The following is a 23,009-nucleotide window of genomic DNA, read 5'->3' as shown; positions in this document are numbered from 1 at the left end:
AGCGTCCCTGATGCGTTCGAAAAGCACTTTTTCAACGGCCTGATAAATGTCCCTTGAAAGTGTAGTAGTGAGAAAAAAACGATGCCGTGATGGTATCGGCAATCGCGCGTCTGCTGCTGCGTTGCAGCATCGCCATACAACGAGGGGACACTGCATGCGTGAGTTCGACTATGTCGTGATCGGGGGCGGCTCGGCGGGCTGCGTGCTGGCGGGGCGGCTGAGCGAGGACCCCACGGTGCGCGTGTGCCTGCTGGAGGCGGGCGGCAGCGATGCCAGTGTGCTCATCCATTGCCCGGCGGGGCTGGCCGCCATGGCGCGCAGCGGCGCCTTCAACTGGGGGCTGCACACCACGCCGCAGGCGGGCCTGGGCGGGCGTCGGGGCTACCAGCCGCGCGGCAAGGTGCTGGGTGGTTCCAGCTCGGTCAACGCCATGATCTACGCGCGCGGCCACGCCAGCGACTACGACCACTGGGCTGCGGCCGGCAATGCAGGCTGGGGCTGGAACGACGTGCTGCCGTACTTCCTTCGGGCCGAGCGCAACGAGCGCGGTGCAAGCGCCTGGCACGGCACGGACGGGCCGCTGAATGTGACGGACCTGCAGTCGCCGCAGCGTGCCAGCCGCGCCTTCGTCGAAGCCGGCGTGCAGGCTGGCCATCCACGCAATGACGACTTCAACGGCGCGCAACTGGAGGGCGTGGGTCTCTACCAGGTCACGCACCGGGCGGGCGAACGCTTCAGCGTGGCCAAGGCCTACCTCACGCCCCACCTGGGCCGGACCAATCTGCAGGTGGTGACCGGCGCGCAGGCCACGCGCATCCTGTTTGAGGGCCGGCGCGCCACGGGCGTGGAATACCGCCGGGGCGGCCAGACGCAGCAGGTGCGCGCCACGCGTGAAGTGCTGCTGTCGGCGGGGGCGCTGCTGTCGCCGCAATTGCTCATGCTCTCGGGTGTGGGGCCGGGCGCGCAGTTGCAGAGCCACGGCATTGGCGTGGTGCACGATCTGCCGGGCGTGGGCGCGCATCTGCACGACCATCCCGACGTGGTGCAGGTGATGGACGCACCGCGGTTGACGGACCTTTTCGGCCTGTCGCTGCCCGGGGCGCTGAACGTGCTGCGCGGCGTGCGGGAGTGGCGTGCGCACCGCGGCGGCATGCTGACCACCAACTTCGCCGAGGCTGGCGGCTTCATCAAGAGTCGCCCCGAGGAGCCATTGCCCGACCTGCAGCTGCACTTCGTGGTCGGCAAGCTGCTGGACCACGGCCGGCGGGTCACATGGGGCCATGGCTATTCCTGCCATGTATGCCTGCTGCAGCCCCGAAGCCGCGGCCGGGTGACGCTGGCCAGCGCCGACCCGGCGGCCGCTCCGCGGGTGGACCCGGCATTCTTCAGTGATCCCGACGACATGCAGCGCATGGTGCGCGGCGTGCGGCGCATGCGCGAGATCTTGGCGCAGCCCGCCCTGGCCAGCCTGGGCGCGCGTGAACTGCCCCATTCGTCCCGTGCGCAAAGCGATGCACAGATCGAGCAGTTCATCCGCGACTGGGCCGACACCATCTACCACCCCGTGGGCACGTGCCGCATGGGCTGCGGTCCGCTGGACGTGGTGGATGCCCAACTGCGTGTGCATGGCCTGCAGGCTCTGCGTGTGGTGGACGCATCCATCATGCCGCGCATTGTGAGCGGCAACACGAATGCACCCACGGTGATGATTGCCGAGCGCGCTGTGGACTTGCTGCGCCAGGCTGCATGACGCGCTCCGGTTCGGCAGTGCGCGCTTAAGAAATTTTGAGGGTTCGCATAAGCGTTTTTTAGCAGCACGCCAGCGACGCGGAACTGGCTGTCATCGAGGGTGCGCTGGTCGCGTCGATACCGCCGGACGAGATGCTCGTCACGCTGCGCTGGATGCTGCCCAGCATGACCCCGAGCGAGCGGGCCATGGTGCTCGGTGACATGCGGCGCAATGCGCCTCCCGGCATCTTTGACACGGAATTGAGTGTCATGCGTCCGCACCTGTCGAATGGCGAGTGGGGCAAGCTGGCACGTGCTTTGGAGCTTGCGCGATGAGCCATGGGTTGCTGCGCCATACCCTGGCTGCATTCTGGCTTTGCATGGCCAGCGCGAGTGCCCTGGCTGCGGGCCCCCCGCCCCCCGAACGCTTTCGGCTCACGCCCCAGTTGCTGGAGCGCATGGAGGCACTGCAGGCTGCGTCGCCAGAAGCCGCATGTCCCGGCGACGACGACGAGCCGGACGCACAGTCCGTTCAGGAGCTGGCGCGTCAGCTGGATGCGGATCCGCGCATCCGTGCCTTGCTGGCCCGCCACCGGGTCAGCAGTATCGAGTACGCCACGGCGGTGTATGCCGCACTGCACGCGGGCATGTTCCTCGCCATGGAATCGCTGGCTGACAAGGCTTCGCGCACCAGCGCGCTGGCATCCTTCACCCCAGAGCAGCGCGCCAACATCGAGTTGCTGCGCCGGCGCCCAATCAAGTGAGCGCCGCGGCGGCGCGACCTTCAACCGCCGGCCATGTCTTCCAACTGCACAGGTGCGTCCAGCCGCAGCCGCAGTCGCCCACGGCCGGTCTTGTCGATATGGATGCCGGTGTCGCTTTCCTGCAGTCGGCGCTGCAGCAACAGCAGGCGCGCCTCCAGGTTGTCGGCCACGCCTGGCAGGCGCAGGCTGGGGTCCAGGCGCAGTTCGCGGTTGCTGAAGTCCTGCCGTCCGGTGCGCTCATGGTCGCGCAGCAGCTTCCACAGGATCGCGCCCGCCACGCCCTTGATAAGGTAGGTGTCATTGACGAACACGCTGTCGTTCACCGCGAAATGCCGCACCCGCACGGGCGCCCCCCGCGGTGCCGGCGCGGGCGCGGATTCTTGCGATGCCTCCGTGGCTTCGTCGGCCGATTGCAGCAGGTCGATCGCGGCGGCCAGCTGTCCTGCCAGCGCCACCAGCGCGTCTTCCTCAGGGTAGCGGAACTGCAAGTCCAGCGGGCTTTCCGCGAACAGCACACCCAGCGTGCGGCCGCAGCTCAACAGGGGCACGGCCAGCTGGCTGTGCGGTGCGGGCAGGCCCGGGTAGGGAATCTCGTGCGCGGGCGCGCTCTGTCCCAGGCTGCTGCGCATGGCATGGCTGTACAGCGCGGCATGGGTCATGTGGCTGATGCGTACCGGCGTGGCTTCGCGCGCGGCCACGCCTATCACGCCCTGGCCCAGCTTGATCTCCGAGCCCACGCCCGAATGTGTGTAGCCATGGCTTGCCACGGTGTACAGGTGGCCCGCTTGCGCATCCAGCATGAGCACCATCGCATGCTGCACGTGCAGATGCTCGTGTAGGCCCGCCAGCAGTGTCTGTAGCAGCTCGTCGAGCGTGGTGCAGCGCGCCAGGCGCTGGCTGCACAGGCGCACGGCGCCCAGCAGATCGGCGCGTGGCAGTTGCGCGGGGCTGGGTGCCAGTCCTTCTCCGGGCACGGGTTCGATGCGCTCGACGGCGTAGCCATCCGATCCCTTGAGTTCGAAGACGCCCGCCATGCCGTTGTGCGAGGCGATGCCCGCCAGCTGCGCGCGCATGCGCTCGAACAGTGCGCCTTCCGCCTCCGTGCGCAAGAAGCGCAGGTGCAGGCGAAAGCAGCGTGCTGTCACGGGGTCCAGCACCAGCACGCTGGCATAGGGGTTGGCGAGGATGTTGGCGCGCGTCTTGTTGAAGAACTGAAACGACAGGGCCACATGCTGCTCATCGACGTAGACCACCTGTGAGATGTAGGCCACGTTGGGCGTGCCGTCGGGGGCGCAGGTGGCCATGATGGCAGGAATCGCGCCCTCCAGGCAGGCGCGGATGGAGCGCAGGGTGGGCGGCACGTTCTCGGCTGGCGCTCCTTGCGCAACGGTTCGCCGGCATGTGGGCCGGGGGTCTGGTCGAACGCGGCTTCGGGCAAAAACTCCACCGCCACCAGATCGTCCCGTGGTGCATTCAGCATGGCCGCGGTGTACCGCGGGCCATAGCCCACCTGGGCCACGGCATGCTGCATGGCGGACAGGTAGCTTTGCAGCGCGGGCTCGTCGGCCGGCAGCACGGCACGTTGCACGGCGGCGGTGGCCTTGACCTGCACCGTGCGGTGCGAGGGGGGCACTGAAGACCACGGCAATGTGGCCGGTGGTGGCAATGTCGGCCAGAAGCTGTCGTGACTGGCTTCGCCGCAGGAAGACCGTGATGCGCTGGCCGTTGGTGCTGATGCGCGCGTCTACCGCGTCACGCTGGGACGCAACTGCGCGTCGCGCGAGGCCACGATGGTGGAGACGCCCCGGTCCACCAGGGCGATGTATTCGGCGCTCAGAAGCGTAGGCATGCGTGAAAGGCTCAGGCGCGAAAGCGCTTGCGGGTGAGCGCCAGGGCCACCCAGTACGCGGCCACGGTGGTCACGGCGATCACCAGGCCGTGGCGCAGCGGGTGCTGCGGCCACTGGTCCATGAAGAGGGGGCGCACCAGCTCCACGGCATTGGTGAGCGGCAGCCAGTCCGAGGCGAGGCGTATGGCCGTGGGCAGCTGTTCGCGCGGGAAGAAAACACCCGACAGGAACATCATGGGCGTGAGCACCAGCGTGAAGTAATAGGTGAAGAAGTCATAGCCCTTGGCCAGCGCATTGAAGATGAGCGCGATGCTGGAAAACATGATGCCCACGCACAGCAGCACCGGCCAGGCCACGATCAGCTTGGGGCTGTAGCTGATGCCCAGCGCGAGCATCACCCCCAGGATGGCGGTGGTGGTGAACAGCGCCTTGAATGCGGCCCACAGCATCTCGGCCAGCAGCACGCTGTCCAGACTGATGGGGGCGTTCATGATGCCGTCCCAGGTCTTTTGCACATGCATGCGCGAGAAGGCCGAGTACAGCGCTTCGAAGCTGGCCGCATTCATGGCGCTCATGCAGATCGACCCGCTGGCCAGGAACAGGATGTAGGGCACGTTCTGCCCGCCCACCTGCACCTGTCCCACCAGCGCCCCCATGCCGTAGCCGAAGGCCACCAGCCACATCAGCGGCTCGGCGATGTTGCCCAGCAGGCTGGGTACCGCCAGCTTGCGCCACACCAGCAGGTTGCGCAGGAACACGGGCCACCAGCGCGTCGACAGGTCGGGCGCGCGCCAGGGGCTGGGCGTGGTGGGCGTGGGCATGTCAGCCTTCCTCGCGGATTTGACGTCCGGTGAGCTTGAGGAACAGATCCTCCAGGTTCGCGGGCCGGTGCAGGGTGCGCAGGCTGCCATGGGCCGACAGCGCCTGCAGCAGCGGGCGGGCGTCCTGCGTGTAGAAGAACACGGTCTCGCCGCTGACTTCCACACGCCGCGCCAGCGGACGCAACTGCGCATCCTGCGCCAGGGCCAGCGCGCCGGGGCCGTAGGCCTCGACCACGTCGGGCTCCAGGTGCTCGGCGATCAGCGCGCGCGGCGTGCCTTCGGCGATCTTGCGGCCATGGTCCAGCACCAGCAGGCGCGAGCACAGGCGCTCGGCCTCATCCATGAAGTGCGTCGTCAGCAGGATGGCCTTGCCGCCCTGCAGCAGCTGCTGCAGCCGCTCCCACATCAGGTGGCGGGCCTGCGGGTCCAGGCCGGTGGTGGGCTCGTCCAGCAACAGCAGGCGCGGGTCGTTGACCAATGCGCGCGCCAGCGACAGGCGCCGGCGCATGCCCCCCGACAGTTCGCCCGGCCGCGCGTCGGCCTTGGCCGTGAGCGCGGCGAACTCCAGCAGCGGCGCGATGCGCTGCGCCATGGCCGTGCCCTTCAGGCCGAAGTAGCGGCCGAACACGCGCAGGTTTTCGGCGCAGCTGAAGTCCGGGTCCAGGCTGTCGAACTGCGTCACCACGCCCAGTTGGGCCTTGATGGCCAGCGCGTCCTGCGGCATGGCGAGCGGCGCAGCGCCGCCGCCAGGGTGAAAGTGCACGCTGCCCTCGTCGGGCGCCGTGAGGCCCAGGCACATGCGCAGGGTGGTGGTCTTGCCCGCGCCGTTGGGGCCGATCACGCCCAGGCACTCCCCCGGCGCGATGGCGAACGACAGCCCATCCACCACGGTGGCGGTGCCATAGCGCTTGCGCAGGTCGCGGGCTTCCAGAAGCACTTGCATGGCGCGATTGTGGGGGGAAGACCGCACCATTGCAGAGGTTTATGAGAAAAATGGCGCTGGCGCTTTATTGATAAGCGCTGATAGCTATCAAAACCAGAGTGTTCTGAGAGCGGGGCGCCCTTTGGATGCCCGCTTTCCATGGTCCAATCGTCAAAGCCAACCAACCACGATAGACACCATGGACACAACCGGCTTCCAGGACACGCTGGCCGTTCTGGCGGGCGCCCTGGGCAGCGGCCTGCTGATGGGGATCGAGCGCGAACGGCGCAAGGGCCAGGGCCCGTTGCGCGCGCTCGCGGGCGTGCGCTCGTTCACGCTGGCGGCGGTGTCGGGTGCGACGGCGGCGCTGCTGGGCAGCGAGGCGCTGGTGGCGGTGGGCGCGGTGTTCATTGCGCTGCTGGGCGTGGTGGCCTATGCGCGCGACCGCTCCGAAGACCCCGGCGTGACCACCGAGATCGCGCTGCTGCTGGCCTACCTGATCGGCGTGCTGTGCACGCAGAGCTTGCCCGTGGCGGCGGGGCTGGCCGTCGCCGTCACCAGCCTGCTGGCGGCGCGTGAGGCGCTGCACGAGTTTTCGCGCGAGTGGCTGCGCCAGGGCGAGGTGCGGGGCGGGCTGATCCTGGCTGCGCTGGCGCTGCTGGTATTGCCGCTGGCGCCCAACCAGCCCCTGTGGGGGGAGGCGCTGAACCCCCAGGTGCTAGTGCGCCTGGTGGTGGTGCTGCTGGTGATCCAGGCGCTGGCGCATCTGGCGCGCCGGCTCATGGACGCGCGCCGCGCGAACGCCCTGTCGGCGCTGGCCTCGGGTTTCATCTCCAGCACCGCCACCATCGCCAGCCTGGGCGTGGCCGTGCGCGAGGGGCGCGAGCCCGTGCGCGCGCAGGGGGGCGCGGCCGTGCTGTCGTGCGTGGCGACCATGGCGCAGATCCTGGTGGTGGCGGCCACCGTGCAGCCCCAGTGGCTGGTGCGGTTGTGGGCGCCGGCACTGGCGGGCGGGGTGGTGGCGCTGGTCTGGGGGTGGGCGCTGCTGCGCAGCATGCCCGCGGGTGAGGCGCCGGCCCCGGCGGACGTGGACGGCACGGCGCTGTTCAAGCTGCGCGACGCGCTGCTGATCGCCGCGCTGCTCACGGCCGTGCAGGTGCTGGTGCAGGCACTGCGCGGCTGGTGGGGCGACGCGGGCCTGCTGGCCGGCGCCCTGGTGGCGGCGCTGGCCGACGTCCATGCGGCCGCCGCGGCCATCATGTCGCAGGGCCGGCCGCTGGACCCCGTGGGGCCCAGCCTGGTGAGCGCGCTGGCGGCGGGGCTGAGCGTGCACGCCGTCAGCAAATGCGTGACGGCCCTGGTCAGCGGGGGCTGGCGTTATGCCGTGGCGGCCGGCGGCGGCGTGGTGCTGCACACGCTGGCCTTCGTCGCGGTGCTGTTGCTACTCTAAATTGATAAAAAACGGCTCAAACGCTTATGGGATAAGCGCGAGCAGCTATCGATGAAATAGCGATGGCTGCGGCTACTGGAACGCCACCTCGGCAAAGCTGCGCAGCTTGCGGCTGTGCAGCCGGTGCACACCACCCGCGCGCAGGATGTCGATGGCGCGCATGCCGATGCGCAGATGCTGGTCCACGCGTTCGCGGTAGAAATGGTTGGCCATGCCGGGCAGCTTGATCTCGCCGTGCAGCGGCTTGTCGCTCACGCACAGCAGGGTGCCGTAGGGCACGCGGAAGCGAAAGCCGTTGGCGGCGATGGTGGCGCTTTCCATGTCCAGCGCCACTGCGCGGCTTTGGCTGAAGCGGCGCTGGGGCATGTTGTCGGGCAGCAATTCCCAGTTGCGGTTGTCGGTGCTGGCCACGGTGCCGGTGCGCATGATGCGCTTGAGCTGGTCTTGCGGCATCTGCGTCACGTCGGCCACGGCCTGCTGCAGCGCCATCTGGATCTCGGCCAGCGCGGGGATGGGCACCCACAGCGGCAGCTCCTCGTCCAGCACATGGTCCTCGCGCACGTAGGCGTGGGCCAGCACGTAGTCGCCCAGCTGCTGGCTGTTGCGCAGGCCCGCGCAGTGGCCCAGCATCATCCAGGCGTGGGGGCGCAGCACGGCGATGTGGTCGGTGATGGTCTTGGCGTTGCTCGGGCCCACGCCGATGTTGACCATGGTGATGCCGCTGCGGTCCGCGCGCACGAGGTGGTAGGCGGGCATCTGCGGCAGGCGGGCCGGGGCCACGCCCAGGTCGTCGCCGACCTGCGCGGGCAGGCCCGTGCGGCGCGTGACCACGTTGCCCGGCTCAATGAAGGCGATGTACTCGCTGTCGGGCTTGGCCATCTCGGCATGGCCCAGGCGCACGAACTCGTCGATGTAGAACTGGTAATTGGTGAACAGCACGAAGTTCTGGAACCACTCGGGCTGCGTGCCGGTGTAGTGGCGCAGGCGGTGCAGCGAATAGTCCACGCGCGGCGCGGTAAACAGCGACAGCGGCTGCGCCTCGCCAGCGCGCGGCGACCAGGTGCCGTTGGCAATGCCGTCGTCCATGGCCTCCAGGTCGGGCAGGTCGAACACGTCGCGCATCAGCATGCGCCGCTCGGGGCTGAGCGTGCCTTCGATGTGGTCGTGCTCGGCGAACGAGAAGTGGATGGGGATGGGCTGATTGCTCACGCCCACTTCCAGCTCGACGTTGTGGCTGGCGCGCAACAGGCGCAGCTGCTCCGTGTAGTAGTCGGCGAACAGGTCAGGCCGCGTGAGCGTGGTCTCGTAGCGCCCGGGCCCCTCCACGAAGCCATAGGCCAGGTGCGTGGGCGCGCGCGCCACGGTGCTGGTCTGCACACGCACGAAGGGATAGAACGCGCGCACTGGCGCGGCGGGCGTCTCTCCCGCCACGAAGCGCTGCATGGCGCTGCGCAGGTGGTCGATCTGCTGCTGGTAGATGCGCTGCACTTGGGCCAGTGCCTCGGTCTCGGTCGCGTGGAAGGTGGGATCGGGAAGTGCGGGGATCTGAGCCATGGTGCCTATTGTCCACGCCGCATGTGTCAGTGTGGGCACGGCGCCGGGCCAGGCCGGCCGCTCACTCGGCCTGGGCGCGCAGCCAGTCGCGGGCGCGCTGCGCATCCATGGGCGGTGCGATGCCAAAGCCCTGCGCCAGTTCGCAGCCCAGGCGCTGCAGCAGCGCGAGCTGCTCCGCGGTCTCCACGCCTTCGGCCACGGGCTGCAGCTGCAGGCTGCGCGCGAGCTGGATGATGGCGGTGACGATGGCCACGTCTTCGCTGTCGGCAGGCGTGTCGGTGACGAAGGAGCGGTCCACCTTGATCTTGTCCAGCGGGTAGCGTTTGAGGTAGGCCAGCGACGAGTAGCCCGTACCGAAGTCGTCCACCGTTACGGCAACGCCCAGGGCCTGCAGGGCCTGCAGGGTGGCGCGCGTGTGGTCGGCCTGTTGCATGAGGGCGGATTCGGTGATCTCTACCTCCAGGTACTGCGGTGCGAGCCCCGCGGACTGCAGCACCTGGGCGATCTCGCCCACCACGTCGCGCTGGCGGAACTCGATGGCTGAGAGGTTCACCGCCACCGGCACCCGGGGCAGCCCTTCGTCGTGCCATGCCTTGAGCTGGCGGCAGGCTTCGTGCAGCACCCAGCGGCCAATGGGCGTGATGAGCCCGCGCGATTCGGCGAGCGGAATGAACTCATCCGGCCCCACGAGGCCGCGCACCGGGTGTCGCCAACGCACTAGCGCCTCAAAGCCCACCAGCCGGCCGTCGGCCACCCGCACCTGGGGCTGGTAGTGCAGTGCGAAGGCCCCTTGGAACACCGCCTCGCGCAGCAGGTGCTCCTGCTGCAGCAGCTCCGTGGGTTGGCCTTCCATGCCCGGTTCATAGAACATGCGCGTGCCCCGCCCGCTTTCCTTGGTGTGGTGCATGGCCGCGTCGGCGCGTCGCAGCAGCTCGTCGGGGCTGTAGCCGTCGTCCGGAAAGACGCTGATGCCGATGGAGGGTGATAGCGACAGCGGCGTGCCACCGATGGCGAACTCGGCGCGCACGCGCGCCAGCAGCGCATCGGCCACTTCGGCCGCTGCGGCGCGGTTGGCCAGGTCGGGCAGCAGCACGATGAATTGGTCGCCGCCCACACGCGCGACGAAGTCGGTGGCCTTCACCCCGTCCTGCAGGCGCCGCGCAATCTCGATCAGCAGCTGGTCGCCGGCCTGGTTTCCCAGCGACTCGTTGACCGTCTTGAAGTGGTCCAGGTCGATGAACAGCACGGCGGCGCGGGTCTGCCGCTCCTGCGCGGCACTCGCCATGCGTGCCAACTGCATCATGAGGTGGCGCCGGTTGGGCAGTTGGGTCAGCGTGTCATGCAGCACCAGGAAGCGCGCCTGCTCCTGCGCCTGCTTGCGCGCCGTGATGTCGCGCACCACCACCACGCGGTAGTCACCCTCCTGCTGGGGCATGGTCTTGCCCACCACCTCGATCGGGATCACGCGACCGTCCTTGTGGCGCATGGCGAGCTCGTAGGGCTTCTCGCTGCCGCGGCGCGTGTATTCCACGGCCAGCGCGCGGTACTCGGGCAGCGCGAAATCGAAGATGGATTGGCCTACGAGCTCGGCCAGCGAATAGCCAACCATGCGCTGCAGCGCTTCGTTGGCATCCAGAATGCGCCCGTCGCGGTGAAAGGCAAGTCCCTCCTCGGTAGCGATGGCGAACTTGCGCATGCGCTCCTCGCTCTGGCGTACGGCGCGCTCGGCCTCCCAGTGGTGGGTGATGTCGTTGATGAGCACGAATGCACCCACCATCGCGTTGCGTCCTTCGCGCACCCCGAAGTGCGGCTGCAGGCTGATCTCCAGCATATGCGCGCGCCCCTGCGGGCCGGCGTATTCGCGGGTGTACTGAACGCTCTCCCCAGCCAGCGCGCGCTGCACGTAGGGCAGGATCTCCTGCCAGGCCTTTTCGCCGATCGCCTCGCGCACCGTCTTGCCGATGATGCTCTGCACCGTTTGCCCGCTGAAGGCGGCATAGCGCTGGTTGGCGAACACGCAGCGCAGGCTGGTCGATTCGTAATAGGCCAGCATGACGGGCACCGAGTCGGCGATGAGCCNGGGGGGGAGGCAGGGGGGCGAGGGGAGGGCATATCCAGTGCCAGTGGGCGGTCGGTCCCGGAGCTTATATCCCAACGCCTGGCCTTTGGCGAGCAGGCGCGTCCGGCGGCGCGCCGGGCGCTTGTGTGCCAGCAGGGCGGCACGGCGGCGGGATAATCGCTGTATGCCTTCCGCACCCTCCGGCCCCTTGAGCGTTCCCGCGTGGATGACGCCCCACAACCTGCTGCGCGCCTCGGTGGGCGTGGCCCTGCTCACCATCGTGCTCAAGACGCTGGCCTGGTGGGTCAGCGGCTCGGTGGGCCTGCTGTCGGATGCGCTGGAGTCGTTCGTCAATCTGGCGGGCGCGATGTTCGCGCTGGCCATGGTGACCATTGCGCGCCGCCCGGCGGACGAGGACCACCCCTACGGACACCACAAGGCGGAATATTTCTCGTCCGGCTTCGAGGGCATTCTCATCGTGGGGGCCAGCATCGCCATCCTCTGGGCGGCCGTGCTGCGGCTGATGCACCCGCAGCCGCTGGAGCAACTGGGCTGGGGCATGGGCCTGTCGCTGTTGAGCACGGCCTGCAACGGCCTGCTCGCATGGGGCATGCTGCGCGCGGCGCAGGTGCACCGGTCGCTGGCGCTGGAAGGCGATGCGCGGCACCTGATGACCGACGTGTGGACCTCCATCGGCGTGGTGGGCGGGCTACTGGCCGCTGGCGCCACCGGTTGGCTGTGGCTGGACCCGCTGGTGGCGATCGCGGTGGCTTTGAACATCCTGCGCGAAGGGGGCGCACTGATCTGGCGCGCCTCGCAGGGTCTCATGGACGAAGCCATGGAGCCCAGCCTGCTGGCGCGCGTGTTCACGGTGTTGGGCGAGCACAACCACGCCAGCGCAGGGGTGGTGTATTTCGACAGCCTCACCTCGCGCCGCGCCGGCGCGCGCAATTACGTGGATCTGCACATGCATGTGCCCGCGCACTGGACGCTGGGGCACGCCGCCGAGCAGCGCACCGCCGTCGAGCAGGCCCTGATGCAGGCCGTGCCCGGCCTGCGCGCCACCATCGAACTGCTGCCCGAAGGGCAGGCTACGGTGTTTGAGACCGCCGAGGCGGCCGCGCCGGGAGGAGCCGGCACATGATCGGCCTGCTGCAGCGCGTGCGCGAGGCGCGCGTGGAAGTGGCCGGCGAGATCGTGGGCCGCATCGGCCCGGGGCTGCTGGCGCTGGTGTGCACCGAGCAGGGCGACAGCGAGGCGCAGGCCGACAAGCTGCTGGCCAAAATGCTCAAGCTGCGCATCTTCAGCGACGAGGCCGGCAAGATGAACCGCAGCGTGCAGGACGTGGGCGGCGGCTTGCTCATCGTCAGCCAGTTCACCCTGGCCGCCGACACGCGCGGCGGCAACCGCCCCAGCTTCACCCAGGCCGCCGACCCCGCCGAGGGGCAGCGGCTGTACGACTACTTCGTGCAGCGCGCGCGGGCCGCCCACCCCGTGGTGCAGACGGGCGAGTTCGCGGCGGACATGCAGGTGCACCTGGTCAACGACGGGCCGGTGACGATTCCGCTGCGCATGGAGCCGGCGAGCATCTAGATGCTCCTGAAAGGAGAGCTACCAGCGCTTTCTCAGAAAGCGCTGGAGGCGTTTTTTATTCTGGATGCTCGTGGCCCTGGAGGATTTTTCTTTTCTCGCTCTGGTATTCGTCGGCCGTGAGAATGTCCTCATCCAGCAACTGCTTGAGCCGCTCCAGCCGGGCGAATCTGTCGTCGGACGATGGCATTGCCCGAGAGGGGGCGTGGCGCACAGGCGGGTGGCTGCCCGTGTTCGCAGGGAGTTGCCGCACCATCTCCGCGAACTGCAGCATGAAAACCAAGAGGAAGATGCCTGCGGGAATCCAGGCAACGACATTGATGATGGGAACGAGCAGGAGGGTGGCGCAAATGGCGGCGCCCATCCCCATGCCTTTGCCATAGTCCTTGGGCTCCTGGCCGTTGCCGGGGTTCTCGGCGAAGTAATTCCTGAAGGATTCCGGGATCTTGAACGGAAGCAATATCCAGTAGAAAGCGAGTCCCGCGATCGGGACCAGGGTGAGCCAGGGCATGAAGGTTTCCGTGGCCCGGTATTGCTCCGGAATCTTCTTGAGGCCCTGGTGCAGCAGGTAGGCCACGGTGATCTCCACCACCAGGATGAGGGCCAGAGCGGCGAAAAGCCCGCCAAAGAAGCCCAGGAGCATGTCGTCGTTGTGCATAAGGTGCTTTCCTGTGGAGATCAGTCGCTGGATCGGGACGACAGTTTTCTTTGGATGTCCCTGCCGACGATCAGATAGATGCCGAGGCCGATGACCGGCCCCCAGAACCAGGGAGAAACCAGCGGATAGCTGAGGGCGCGAAAGCCCGACACGCCCGCAGCCGCCCCCACGGCACCGACGCCGCCGCCGATCAACGACATCGCCAGCGCGCCGAGCGCAACCCCCGTGCCGCCCGTGGCGACGCCCACCGTTCCGATCACGAGATAGGTGAGGAGGCCGACCCCCGCGCCCGCCGCCGCGCCCCCGCCCAGGGCGGTGCCCCCGGGCAGGACGAAGCGCGTCATGGTGCCCACCAGGGTGGACAGGTAGATGCCATAGAAAACGATGCCCAGGCCAATGACGCGCTGGTGCAGCCTCGCCAGGGGAGCGTGCTTGGCTGCCTGTGCATCCGCCATTGCATGCTGCCCCTGGGCGCGCAGTTGCTCCTCCTTTTTCCTGCGCTTGCGCCGAAGGTACAGGGCCGAGCCGGTCCACAGGGCGAGAAGCAGCAGGCCGAGGCCGATGGCCGGGGTGAATGCCCGCATGGCGCTCAGCCCTCGGCGTGCGCTGCCAGGAACAGCGATTTCTCCAGCGAGGAGAAGAAGTCCTGGTAATGCTTGGGGTCCTCGATCGCGGTGATGTTGAACTGCGCATTGGCGCGCACCAGCATCCGGTCGGTGCCCTGCGGGCGCACGCTCACGGTCATCGTGATGCGGTGCGCCGCCAGCTTGGTGCCGGTGACCGTGCCCAGCGCCAGGTCGGCCCGGTCGATCACGAAGCCCAGGTCCTGGAGCGTCGAGATCGTGGCGCGCAGGACTTTCTCCTTGTCGCCGGTGTCGAAGGTGCGCGACTGGTAGCTGCGCTTTTGCAGCTGCGTGCCGGAGTCCGCGTCCAGTACGCGCTGGTGGGTGGTCGCGCAGCCGGCGAGGGCGGCTGCGGCCACGGTGCAGGAAATGAAGAGGTGTCTCATATCTTGTGGGCTTCGAGGAAGACGGATTTGGAAAGCCGCTCATAGAAATCGCGGTACAGCTCCTCGCTCTTGAGCGTTTCGGCGTAGGTGCTGCCATCGGTGCGGCGGACGACGCGCTGGAACGTGACACGCACCAGGTGGCTGCCTTCGCGGGCCTTGCCGTTGCCGTCGTTGGCGGGCCGCACCACCAGCGCGACGCGGATGGTCTGGTCCTTGCTGGTGGCCGTGACGCCGCCGCCCAGCAGCGCCACCACCAGCGCGACGGCGAATTCCCCCGCGTTGGTGGCGTCGCGCTGCTTGCTGGCCGTCAGCACGCCGAGCCTGGATTCGGAGTTCTCCAGGTTGAAGCCCAGGTCCTGCAGCACGTTGGAGCTGGCCGACAGCAGGTCGGCCTCCTGGATCCCGTCGTAGCGCCGGGTTTCCAGCTGGCGCTGCTGCAGCAGCTCGGGGGTCACCACGAAGGTGTTGGGCGGGGCCTGCACGGCGCAGCCGCCGATGAGCAGTGCGGCGCACGCCGCGGCAATGGTTCGCTGCATGGTCAGAACCTCGACGTGTGGTAGGCGAAGTCCCGCACCTTGCGCTCATGGTCGAACTTGATGACCACGGTCAGCGTGCGCTGGCTGGTGGACGATGCGCCGGCCGAGGCGCCTGCGCCGCCGCCGATGCCGCCCGCCGCGGCGCCGCCGAAGCCCAGCACCAGCGCCTGCACGCCGCCGCTGCTGGCCGAATAGGCGCGGTCCGTGGCGATCTTGTCGTACACCCAGACCTCGCGCCGCTCCTCGTCGGAGGACACGATGTTGGGCGATCCCAGCACCTGGGCGACCTGCGCGCCGCTCATGCCGACCTGGATCTGCCGCTGCACCGTGCCCACGGTGAGCCGGTCGTTGCTGTCGTCCTGCACGGCGGCGCGGTGGGCGCCGGCGCTCTGGCAGCCACTGAGTGCCAGGGCCGCCAGTGCGATGGCGAAGGAAACCTCTCGTCGATAGCGCATGCCAGTCCTTTCTTTTTTCGTGAAATCGCGCCAGAGGAGCCACGGCCGAGGCCGTGGACGGGTGCGGCAGCGCCAGAGGTGCGCCGCAAATCAATCAACATTTGCGTAAATTATCAATCAAAATGTGATTGATTCCTCAAGCGCTTCCTAACTTGCGCTGGATGAACGAGAAGATCGAATTCAGCAACCGCTTGCGCCAGGCCATGGCGGATGCAGGCTATGCGGCAAGCCCTTCGGTGTTGGAGCAGGAGTTCAACTTGCGCTGGTATGGCCGCTCCATCAGCAACCAGGCCGCGTGGAACTGGCTCAACAGCAAGGCCGTCCCCACGCAGGACAAGATCCAGGTGCTGGCCGAGTGGCTCAAGGTGGAGCCGGAGGTGCTGCGCTTCGGCGAGGCGGTGCGCCATTCGGTGCAGGAATACCGCCAGCGCTGGGACGAGGGCGTGGGCTACCTGGAGCGCGAGACGTTCGACGCCTTCCTGCAGCTGCCCGCCCCGCAGCGCAAGCTGATCCGCGAAGTCATCCTGACTTTCGCCCAGGTGCACGGCGGCGCCCCGCGCGGCCCTGCGGCCGGCGAGACACGGCAGAAGTAATCAAAAAATAGAGCTGCTTGCGCTTGCTGGACAAGCGCTGGAGGCCGATTCGGCTTGAATCCTGCTCTTGCCTACTGCCGCCAGAAGAACACCGCCGCCATCACCAGCCCCGTCGCCACGATGCCCCAGCGCAGCACCGGCGCGGGCAGCTTGCGCGCCACGCGCGCGCCGCCGTAGCCGCCCAGCGTGGCGGCCACCATCATCAGCAGGGCCTGTTTCCACTCCACGATGCCGCCCGCCGCGTAGATCGCCACGGCGATCGCCGTGAGCAGGGCCGACACGAGGTTCTTCATGCCGTTCATGGCGTTGAGCTGCGTCTGCCCCAGCAGCCCGAACAGCGCCAGCAGCAGAATGCCCAGCCCGCCGTTGAAATAGCCCCCGTAGGCCGCCACCGCCAGCATGCCTGCGCCGGCTTTCAGGGCCGAGGGCGTGCCATGGCCGGCTTTGCCGGCCCATTGCCGCAGCTGCGGGCCAAAGGCGAAGAGTGCCGTGGCCGCCAGCAGCAGCCAGGGCACGACCTTGCGGAAGGTGGCGTCGGGCGTGAACAGCAGTAGCGCCGCACCGGCCGAGCCGCCGATGAGCGACAGCACGACCACGGCGCGCATCGACAGGCCCGGCGGCGGTTGCATGTCTTCCCGAAAGCCCCAGGCACCGGCCATGTAGCCGGGCAGCAGGGCCACAGTGCCGGTGGCGTTGGCGACCACGGGCGGCACGCCGGTGAACACCAGCGCGGGCAGGGTGAGGAAGCTGCCGCCGCCGGCTACCGCGTTGAGCGCACCGGCGATGAACGCGGCGGTGAGCAGAAGTGCCAAGTGGCCGATGGAGGTCGTCCAGCCCAGGATGTCCATGCGTGGGTTCTTCCCTTAAGAGATGGTCGCCGCGTGAGAGGCGGACCTGCAGGACGCAGGTCGCGCGGCATCTTAGGCCGCACCGGCGGGCGCGTTTGTGACCTGGGCGCAAAACAGCTTTCCGCACCCCGGCGCCCGCGGTGGTGAGCGCCTGCCAGTTATGCCGCGTAGGGGTCCGCGAAGCCCAACTCCTGCAGGATGGCGGTCTCGTAGGCCTCCATTTCCCGCGCGTCCTGTTCGCTGGTTTCGTGGTCCCAGCCCTGGGCATGCAGCGTGCCGTGCACCAGCAGGTGGGCGTAGTGCTCCTCTAGCGTCTTGTTCTGCTCGCGGGCCTCGCGCTCGACCACGGGGGCGCAGAGCACCAGATCGGCCACGGCCACGGGCTCTTGCTGGTAGTCGAAGGTGAGCACGTTGGTGGCGTAGTCCTTGTGGCGGAACTCGCGGTTCAAGCGCTGGCCTTCCTCGGCGCCCACGATGCGCACGGTGATCTCGGCATCTACGGCCAGGGCGTGGCGGATCCAGCGCGCAACCGCGTGGCGGGGCAGGGTGGCGCGGTGCGCGGTGGCCTCCGCGTCGCGTGCAAATTGGAGGGACAAGGACAATTGGTTCAAAGCCATTTTGGCCTCCAGCGCTTATCTATCAAGCGCGAGTAGCTATGAATTTGTGAGCTTTTGGCCGGCGACTACTCGCCTGCGCCGCGGCGGCTGCGCTGCGCGTCGTAGGCATCCACGATGCGCGCCACCAGGGGGTGGCGCACCACGTCGGCGCTGGTGAAGCGCGTGACGGCGATGCCCTTGACGCGCTTCAAAACCCGCTCGGCGTCGATCAGGCCGCTCATCGCGCCCTTGGGCAAGTCGATCTGGCTCACGTCGCCTGTGACCACCGCGCGCGCGCCGAAGCCGATGCGCGTGAGGAACATCTTCATTTGCTCGGGCGTGGTGTTCTGCGCCTCGTCGAGGATGACGAAGGCATTGTTCAGCGTGCGCCCGCGCATGAAGGCCAGCGGCGCGATCTCGAGCGCATTGCGCTCGAAGGCCTTCTGCACGCGGTCAAAGCCCATCAGGTCGTACAGCGCGTCATACAGTGGGCGCAGGTACGGGTCCACCTTCTGCGTCAGGTCGCCCGGCAGGAAGCCCAGGCGCTCGCCAGCTTCCACGGCCGGGCGGGTGAGCACGATGCGCTGCACGCTGCTGCGCTCCAGCGCATCCACCGCGCAGGCCACGGCCAGGTACGTCTTGCCGGTGCCCGCCGGGCCGATGCCGAAGGTGATGTCGTGCGTGGCGATGTTTTCCAGGTAGGTGGCCTGCGTGGGCGTGCGCGCGCGCAGGTCGGCGCGGCGCGTGGTGAGCTGGATGGCACTGACCTCGTCATCGCCCTGCATGCTGGCGTCGCCGGCCAGCATGAGCTGCAGGTGTTCTTCCTTGATGGGGCGATCCGCCATCTCGTACAGCGCCTGCAGCAGTTCCATGGCCTGCGTGGCCTTGGCCTTGGGGCCGTCCACCTTGAACTGCTCGTGCCGGTGGGCGATGGAGACCTGCAGCGCCGCCTCGATGGTGCGCAGGTGCACATCGGCGGGGCCGCACAGATGGGTCAGGCGCGTGTTGTTATGGGGGGTGAAGGTGTGGCGCAGGATCACGCTGATAATTCCGGTCGAAGTTCCGCGGCGGGTGTCCGGCGCGGCAAAGGACATCCATGATAGGCAAATTGACCGGCACGCTGCTGGAAAAGAACCCCCCCGAGGTGCTGGTGGACTGCCACGGCGTGGGCTACGAGGTGCAGGTCAGCATGAGCACCTTCTACAACCTGCCCGCCGTGGGTGAGCGGGTGAGCCTGCTCACGCAGTTCATCGTGCGCGAGGATGCGCAGTTGCTGTACGGCTTTGGTACGGCGCAGGAGCGCCAGGCGTTTCGCGAACTCATCAAGATCAGCGGCGTGGGGCCGCGCACAGCGCTGTCCATCCTCTCGGGCATGGGCGTGGCGGACCTGGCGCAGGCCGTCTCGCTGCAGGAAACAGGGCGCCTGGTCAAAGTGCCGGGCATCGGCAAGAAAACCGCCGAGCGGCTGCTGCTGGAGCTGAAAGGCAAGCTGGGCGCGGACGTCGGCGTGCGCGCGCATGCGGCCAACGACAACCAGGCCGACATCCTGCAGGCGCTGCTGGCCCTGGGCTATAACGACAAGGAGGCCGCCGCTGCGCTCAAGGCGCTGCCGGCGGATGTGGGAGTGAGCGAGGGGATCAAGCTGGCGCTGAAGTCCCTGTCCAAGTAACCCCGCGGCCCGGTGGTCGCGCTCTGGAGGTCTTCACCATGAATCCATCCCGACGCGGCTGGGCGACGCTCCCCCTCGTATTGGCACTGGCTGCCTGTGGCGGCGGCGGCAACGACACTCCCTCTCCTGCGCCTCCGGTGGCGGGCGACCGCATCGAGCCCTACGACCCCAGCGGCACGGCCAAGGTGGCCACCTCGCAGCAGGCGGTGAGCCCGGTCGTCAGTGCGCAGGCAACCCGCACCATCGCCCTCGGCGCGCTCACGGCCGTGAAGGGCGTGGTCTCCGCCACTCCCGGAACGCCCTTGCAGATCGGCGAGGCGCGCAGCGTGGCGGACACCGCCACCGTCGCGGCCACTGCGGCCCTGCTGCGCTGGCAACCGACGGCGCGGGGCACGCGGGCCGCTGCGCTGCGCTTCACGGCCGACGGGGCGCATGGCGTGCGCCTGGGCGTGCTCGTGCAGTCGCTGCCCGAGGGCGCGGTGCTGCGCTTCTACGGCGAGCAGGGCGCGGGGGCCATGGATGTGCGCGCGTCCGAGCTGCAGGACATCGCTGCGCGCAATGCGCGTGGCGGTGCGGATGACACCACCGCGCGCACCTATTGGAGCCCGGACTTCAGCGGCCCGCAGACCACACTGGAAGTGGAGATTCCCGCTGCGGCCTCGCCAGCGGCCGTCCGGCTGTCCGTGCCGCGGCTGTCGCATTTCACGCTGGCGCCCGCACAGGCCGAGCAGGCCTTTGCCCAGAAGGTGGGCGAGTCGGGCAGCTGCAACGTGGACGCGACCTGCCGGCCGGAGTTCAACGACCAGAGCCGCTCGGTGGCGCGCATGATCTTTGTGCGCGACGATGGCAAGAGCTACCTGTGCACCGGCACGCTGCTCAACGATGCGGCGTCCAGCGGTACGCCCTACATCCTGAGCGCCAACCATTGCATTTCCACGCAGGCCGTGGCGTCCACGCTCACCACGGACTGGTTCTACCGTTCCGGCAGCTGCGGCACCGCCACCGTGAACCCCGCCGCCGCGCGCGTCACCGGCGGTGCGGCGCTGCTGTACGCGTCGGCCACCACGGACACGGCCTTCATGCAGCTCAACAGCCAGGCGCCTGCCGGCATCGTCTATGCAGGCTCGTACTTTGGCGGGGTGGGCGTTGGCACGGCGCTGGCGGGTGTGCACCATCCCCAGGGCGATCTGCAGAAGGTCAGCCTGGGCTCCGTGCAGCGCTACAGCACGTGCGTGGACAACAGTTGCCGTTCCAGTAATGCGGACGACGGCACCTTCCTTACGCTGGGCTGGCAGGAGGGCACGACGGAGGGCGGCAGCAGCGGCTCGGCCGCGTTCGTGACGTTTGGCGAGCGCCGCTATGTGGTGGGCCAGCTTTTGGGCGGAACCGCCAGCTGCGCTGCGCGCGACGGCGTGGACTATTACGGTCGTTTCGACACCAGCTACCGCACGGCGCTGCGGCGCTGGCTGAATCCGACGGCGGCCAACTAGGGCCTGTTCACACTATTTTTGCCAGTGCGAATGGCGTGAAAACCGCGCCAATCTAGGCGCGTGACGACGCCAAGGCCGGGGCCTTGGCTAGGAGGGCAACGACGAATGGCGCGGTTTTCACTCCGTTCCCTCCGGGTTGCGATCAAAAAGGGCCATTCGCGGCGTTGCCAAGCCTCGCTGGGGTAGCACCCCAGCTTCGTTTGGCGCCTTGCGCCTGGCCCTTTTTGATCGCAACGCATCTGGCAAAAATAGTGTGAACAGGCCTCATCCCACCAGCACCAGCCCGGGCGGCAGGCTGTCGCCCAGGCTGCGCTGCTGGTCCTCGGCCTCCATGGCCGTGGGCTGTTCCACCAGCGCGATCCAGCGTGCGGGCGCGTGGGTGGCGCGCATCTTTTCCAGCACTTCGGTGCGCAGAGCGTCGGGCAGGTCGCGAGCGCGGTCGCCGGTCATGCGGGCGATCTGCACGGCGGCGAACAGGGCATGCTCGTTGTGGCGCCAGTCCTCGCGCAGCGTGGCATGCAGAAACTCGGCCGCGGCCTCGGGCGGCATCACGCGGTGGGCGTTGGCTGCCAGCGGCTGGCGCGCGGCCAGGCGGCCGATGGCCCACCAGGTCTGTGCGGACTCATCGGGCCGCAGCAGGCGCTGCAGCATCCACTGGCCCATTTCCTGGCGGTACTGCCAGGGCACGGCCTCCATGGCGGCGAACAGGCGCAGCATGTCGTCGTAGCTGCCCCACGCGGCTTTGCCCTGGCTGCGTTGCACGGTCTTTTGCATGCAGCCGGCCACCGCTTCCAGCACCTGCATCTGCTGCGCCTCGTCCAGACCCGCGGCCACACGGCGCCAGAACACCCACCATTCGGTCCAGTTGGCGGCGTCCTGGCCGTGGCCCAGGCCCTGGGGGTAGAGCTGCCAGACCTGCGCGATGCGCCACGCGTCCAGCTCGGCGCCCACCCCCGGGCGCAAGCACCAGCCTGCCAGGTTGAGCCACGTGCGTTCGTGCTCGGGCGTGCGCCGGCGGCGGCGCGCACGCGCCAGCAATGCATCGAACAGCGCGCGCAGCAAGGCCACGTCCCAGCCGGCGCGCGGGCCCAGGATTTTTTCCAGCGACTGGCGCAGCTGGCGCACCTCCCTGGGCGCCACGTCCTGTGCCTGGGTGCCGAAGATGCGGTCGATCAGCGCCAGCGCCTGGGGCAGGCGTGAGGCTTTACCCTCCGAGCCTTTTTGGCCGCTGACGCTTTCCGATTCTGCGCTGGCAGCTATCGATTTGGAAGCGCCATCGGTGCCCGCCGCGCCGCGCACGGCGAAGGGCAGCAGCCAGGATTGGTCCGCCTCCTGCGTTGCCACGCAGCGCACCTCCAGCGTGCCCACCTCGGTCATGCAGGCCTGCAGCTGCACCTCCACCTGGGCGGTGGCGCGGCCTTCGGGTGCGGGCAGCACCGTGGCCAGCGGCGGCAATTCCGCCCAGCCGTCGCCCTCCAGCGGTGCGATCTGCCCGGCCTGCGCCTGGCCCTGGCTGCGCGCCACCAGCGCGAAGCGCACGGCCTGGCCCAGCCGCAGCGCGAAGCGCCGGCTCGTCAGGACCAGGCGCACGCCTTCTTCGGTGCCGCGGGGCAGCAGGCAGATGCCCTGCGGCGCAGTGCCCGCCTTGCCCGGCAGTACCAGCCAGTAACTGCGCGCCGAGCCGCCGCCGATGCGTGGGACTATGGTTTTAGGAGCTGCTGGCGCTTGTCCTGATTGGGTTGTGTGCGTATTTGATGATGAATGCTGCGCCAACCCGTACGCCGCGGCACCGCGTGCTACGGCCCAGTCGGGGTGCGGGTTGTGCAGCACGCGGGGCGGTGCGCCGCGCCAGTGCGCAAGCACCTCCGTGAGCCGCTGCACCAGCGCCGGCGCATGGAATACCCCGCCGTTGAGCAGCAGGGTGTCGGGCAAGTCGCCCCCGGCGTGCTGCGCCAGGAACTGCGCCAGATGGCGCGTGATGGCCGCGTCGGCGGGGTAGGGCAGGCCCAGCCCGCGCAGCGCACCCTGGCGGCGCGCCGGGCGATCGCCAATCGACACCTGCGGCAGAAAGCCTTCCACCACGCATTGCAGCACCTGCGCGCGCGTGAGCGTGGCCGTGTGTGTCTGCGCCAGCATGCGGCTGCCTGTGCCCAGCAGCGTGACTGCGGCGCTGTCGGGGGCGCCGTCGGCCAGCAGCAACTCCTTGGCCTGCCGGCAGCGCTGCACCAGTTGGGCAAAGCGCGCGGCGGGCAAACGCGCGGCGGGCAAACGCGCGGCGGGTAACCGCGCGGCGGGCAGGTGGCCACCGTCGCCGGCGAACTGCGGCTCCAGCAGGTACGCCAGCGCCAGATCCATGTTGTCGCCGCCCAGCATTAGCAGGCCGTTGAAAAATCCCCCGCCGACGCCCGCGTTGGCCGC

The 23,009-nt window shown here is 68.6% G+C and carries 22 protein-coding genes and 1 pseudogene; 9 read left to right on the top strand and 14 right to left on the bottom strand.

Annotated features, from left to right (window positions below; all coding sequences use genetic code 11):
- Window positions 1-154 precede the first annotated feature (154 nt).
- From OX89_RS04005 to OX89_RS03995, 3 genes are all read left to right on the top strand, one after another.
- Entirely contained in the window at window positions 155-1,750 is a 1,596-nt protein-coding gene (locus tag OX89_RS04005) for a GMC family oxidoreductase (RefSeq protein ID WP_047349652.1), read from the top strand.
- Between the two features lie 131 nt (window positions 1,751-1,881).
- Window positions 1,882-2,064 carry a hypothetical protein gene (locus OX89_RS17960; RefSeq protein ID WP_052952232.1) on the top strand — a complete coding sequence of 61 codons (183 nt, stop codon included), beginning with the start codon at window positions 1,882-1,884 and terminating at the stop codon, window positions 2,062-2,064.
- Window positions 2,061-2,492 carry a hypothetical protein gene (locus tag OX89_RS03995; protein ID WP_047349651.1) on the top strand — a complete coding sequence of 144 codons (432 nt, stop codon included), beginning with the start codon at window positions 2,061-2,063 and terminating at the stop codon, window positions 2,490-2,492. Before OX89_RS17960 ends, OX89_RS03995 begins: the two co-directional genes overlap by 4 nt.
- Before the next feature lie 20 nt (window positions 2,493-2,512).
- Here the strand turns inward: OX89_RS03995 and OX89_RS03990 are convergent, their stop codons facing one another.
- The 3 genes from OX89_RS03990 to OX89_RS03975 all read right to left on the bottom strand — a co-directional run bounded on the left by OX89_RS03990 (window position 2,513) and on the right by OX89_RS03975 (window position 6,105).
- Window positions 2,513-3,796, bottom strand: coding sequence for a GAF domain-containing protein (locus tag OX89_RS03990; protein ID WP_234305497.1), 1,284 nt, complete (start codon window positions 3,794-3,796; stop codon window positions 2,513-2,515).
- A gap of 556 nt (window positions 3,797-4,352) precedes the next feature.
- A complete protein-coding gene (locus tag OX89_RS03980) occupies window positions 4,353-5,162 on the bottom strand; it encodes an ABC transporter permease (protein WP_012655518.1) in 810 nt (269 codons plus the stop codon).
- Between the two features lies 1 nt (window position 5,163).
- Entirely contained in the window at window positions 5,164-6,105 is a 942-nt protein-coding gene (locus OX89_RS03975) for an ATP-binding cassette domain-containing protein (protein WP_047349649.1), read from the bottom strand.
- 178 nt (window positions 6,106-6,283) lie between these two features.
- Between OX89_RS03975 and OX89_RS03970 the strand changes: the two genes are divergently transcribed.
- Window positions 6,284-7,534 carry a DUF4010 domain-containing protein gene (locus tag OX89_RS03970; protein ID WP_228403604.1) on the top strand — a complete coding sequence of 417 codons (1,251 nt, stop codon included), beginning with the start codon at window positions 6,284-6,286 and terminating at the stop codon, window positions 7,532-7,534.
- A 72-nt stretch (window positions 7,535-7,606) separates the two neighbouring features.
- On the opposite strand, the gene OX89_RS03965 is transcribed toward OX89_RS03970, so the two are convergent.
- Window positions 7,607-9,088, bottom strand: a complete 1,482-nt coding sequence (locus OX89_RS03965; protein ID WP_012655520.1) for an AMP nucleosidase — start codon at window positions 9,086-9,088, stop codon at window positions 7,607-7,609.
- A 61-nt stretch (window positions 9,089-9,149) separates the two neighbouring features.
- Window positions 9,150-11,167, bottom strand: a pseudogene (locus tag OX89_RS03960) (putative bifunctional diguanylate cyclase/phosphodiesterase); the annotation flags it as partial.
- Window positions 11,168-11,331: 164 nt separating this feature from the next.
- Between OX89_RS03960 and OX89_RS03955 the strand changes: the two are divergent.
- Complete coding sequence (locus tag OX89_RS03955) at window positions 11,332-12,291, top strand: cation diffusion facilitator family transporter (protein WP_011806800.1); 960 nt, start codon at window positions 11,332-11,334, stop codon at window positions 12,289-12,291.
- On the top strand, window positions 12,288-12,740 hold the full coding sequence (dtd, locus tag OX89_RS03950) for a D-aminoacyl-tRNA deacylase (RefSeq protein ID WP_047349647.1): 453 nt from the start codon (window positions 12,288-12,290) through the stop codon (window positions 12,738-12,740). The genes OX89_RS03955 and dtd overlap by 4 nt, the downstream gene beginning before the upstream one ends.
- Before the next feature lie 55 nt (window positions 12,741-12,795).
- Here dtd and OX89_RS18395 read toward each other — a convergent pair whose 3' ends face one another.
- From OX89_RS18395 to bamE, 5 genes are read right to left on the bottom strand one after another with little or no spacing between them, the layout of a single operon-like run.
- Window positions 12,796-13,395 (bottom strand): SHOCT domain-containing protein, encoded by a 600-nt coding sequence (locus OX89_RS18395; protein ID WP_047349646.1) that lies wholly within the window; start codon window positions 13,393-13,395, stop codon window positions 12,796-12,798.
- 20 nt (window positions 13,396-13,415) lie between these two features.
- Window positions 13,416-13,979, bottom strand: a complete 564-nt coding sequence (locus OX89_RS18390) for a hypothetical protein (protein WP_047349645.1) — start codon at window positions 13,977-13,979, stop codon at window positions 13,416-13,418.
- A gap of 5 nt (window positions 13,980-13,984) precedes the next feature.
- Window positions 13,985-14,404 (bottom strand): hypothetical protein, encoded by a 420-nt coding sequence (locus OX89_RS03935; RefSeq protein ID WP_047349644.1) that lies wholly within the window; start codon window positions 14,402-14,404, stop codon window positions 13,985-13,987.
- Window positions 14,401-14,940, bottom strand: a complete 540-nt coding sequence (locus OX89_RS03930) for a hypothetical protein (RefSeq protein ID WP_047349643.1) — start codon at window positions 14,938-14,940, stop codon at window positions 14,401-14,403. Before OX89_RS03930 ends, OX89_RS03935 begins: the two co-directional genes overlap by 4 nt.
- Window positions 14,941-14,942: 2 nt before the next feature.
- Entirely contained in the window at window positions 14,943-15,395 is a 453-nt protein-coding gene (bamE, locus tag OX89_RS03925) for an outer membrane protein assembly factor BamE (protein ID WP_047349642.1), read from the bottom strand.
- A 161-nt stretch (window positions 15,396-15,556) separates the two neighbouring features.
- Between bamE and OX89_RS03920 the strand changes: the two genes are divergently transcribed.
- Window positions 15,557-15,988 carry a DNA-binding protein gene (locus tag OX89_RS03920; protein ID WP_047349641.1) on the top strand — a complete coding sequence of 144 codons (432 nt, stop codon included), beginning with the start codon at window positions 15,557-15,559 and terminating at the stop codon, window positions 15,986-15,988.
- 71 nt (window positions 15,989-16,059) lie between these two features.
- Here OX89_RS03920 and OX89_RS03915 read toward each other — a convergent pair whose 3' ends face one another.
- From OX89_RS03915 to OX89_RS03905, 3 genes are all read right to left on the bottom strand, one after another.
- Window positions 16,060-16,836 (bottom strand): sulfite exporter TauE/SafE family protein, encoded by a 777-nt coding sequence (locus OX89_RS03915; protein ID WP_047349640.1) that lies wholly within the window; start codon window positions 16,834-16,836, stop codon window positions 16,060-16,062.
- A gap of 158 nt (window positions 16,837-16,994) precedes the next feature.
- Entirely contained in the window at window positions 16,995-17,453 is a 459-nt protein-coding gene (gene ybeY, locus OX89_RS03910) for an rRNA maturation RNase YbeY (protein WP_047349639.1), read from the bottom strand.
- Between the two features lie 65 nt (window positions 17,454-17,518).
- On the bottom strand, window positions 17,519-18,472 hold the full coding sequence (locus tag OX89_RS03905; protein WP_041836425.1) for a PhoH family protein: 954 nt from the start codon (window positions 18,470-18,472) through the stop codon (window positions 17,519-17,521).
- A gap of 56 nt (window positions 18,473-18,528) precedes the next feature.
- On the opposite strand from OX89_RS03905, the gene ruvA reads away from it, so the two are divergent.
- Both ruvA and OX89_RS03895 read left to right on the top strand, forming a co-directional pair.
- Window positions 18,529-19,101: a Holliday junction branch migration protein RuvA gene (gene ruvA / locus OX89_RS03900; RefSeq protein WP_047349638.1), complete on the top strand. Its 573-nt coding sequence runs from the start codon at window positions 18,529-18,531 to the stop codon at window positions 19,099-19,101.
- Between the two features lie 38 nt (window positions 19,102-19,139).
- A complete protein-coding gene (locus tag OX89_RS03895) occupies window positions 19,140-20,591 on the top strand; it encodes a serine protease (protein WP_047349637.1) in 1,452 nt (483 codons plus the stop codon).
- A 264-nt stretch (window positions 20,592-20,855) separates the two neighbouring features.
- Here the strand turns inward: OX89_RS03895 and OX89_RS03890 are convergent.
- Window positions 20,856-23,009, bottom strand: a 2,154-nt coding sequence (locus OX89_RS03890) for a molecular chaperone DnaK (protein ID WP_047349636.1), incomplete at its 5' end; no start/stop codon positions are given.

The sequence above is a fragment of the Diaphorobacter sp. J5-51 genome (assembly GCF_001023515.1).
In the GTDB taxonomy this organism is placed as follows: domain Bacteria; phylum Pseudomonadota; class Gammaproteobacteria; order Burkholderiales; family Burkholderiaceae_C; genus Diaphorobacter; species Diaphorobacter nitroreducens.
Note: the sequence above shows the minus strand (reverse complement) of the source record. Positions and strands in the feature narration are given on the sequence as shown.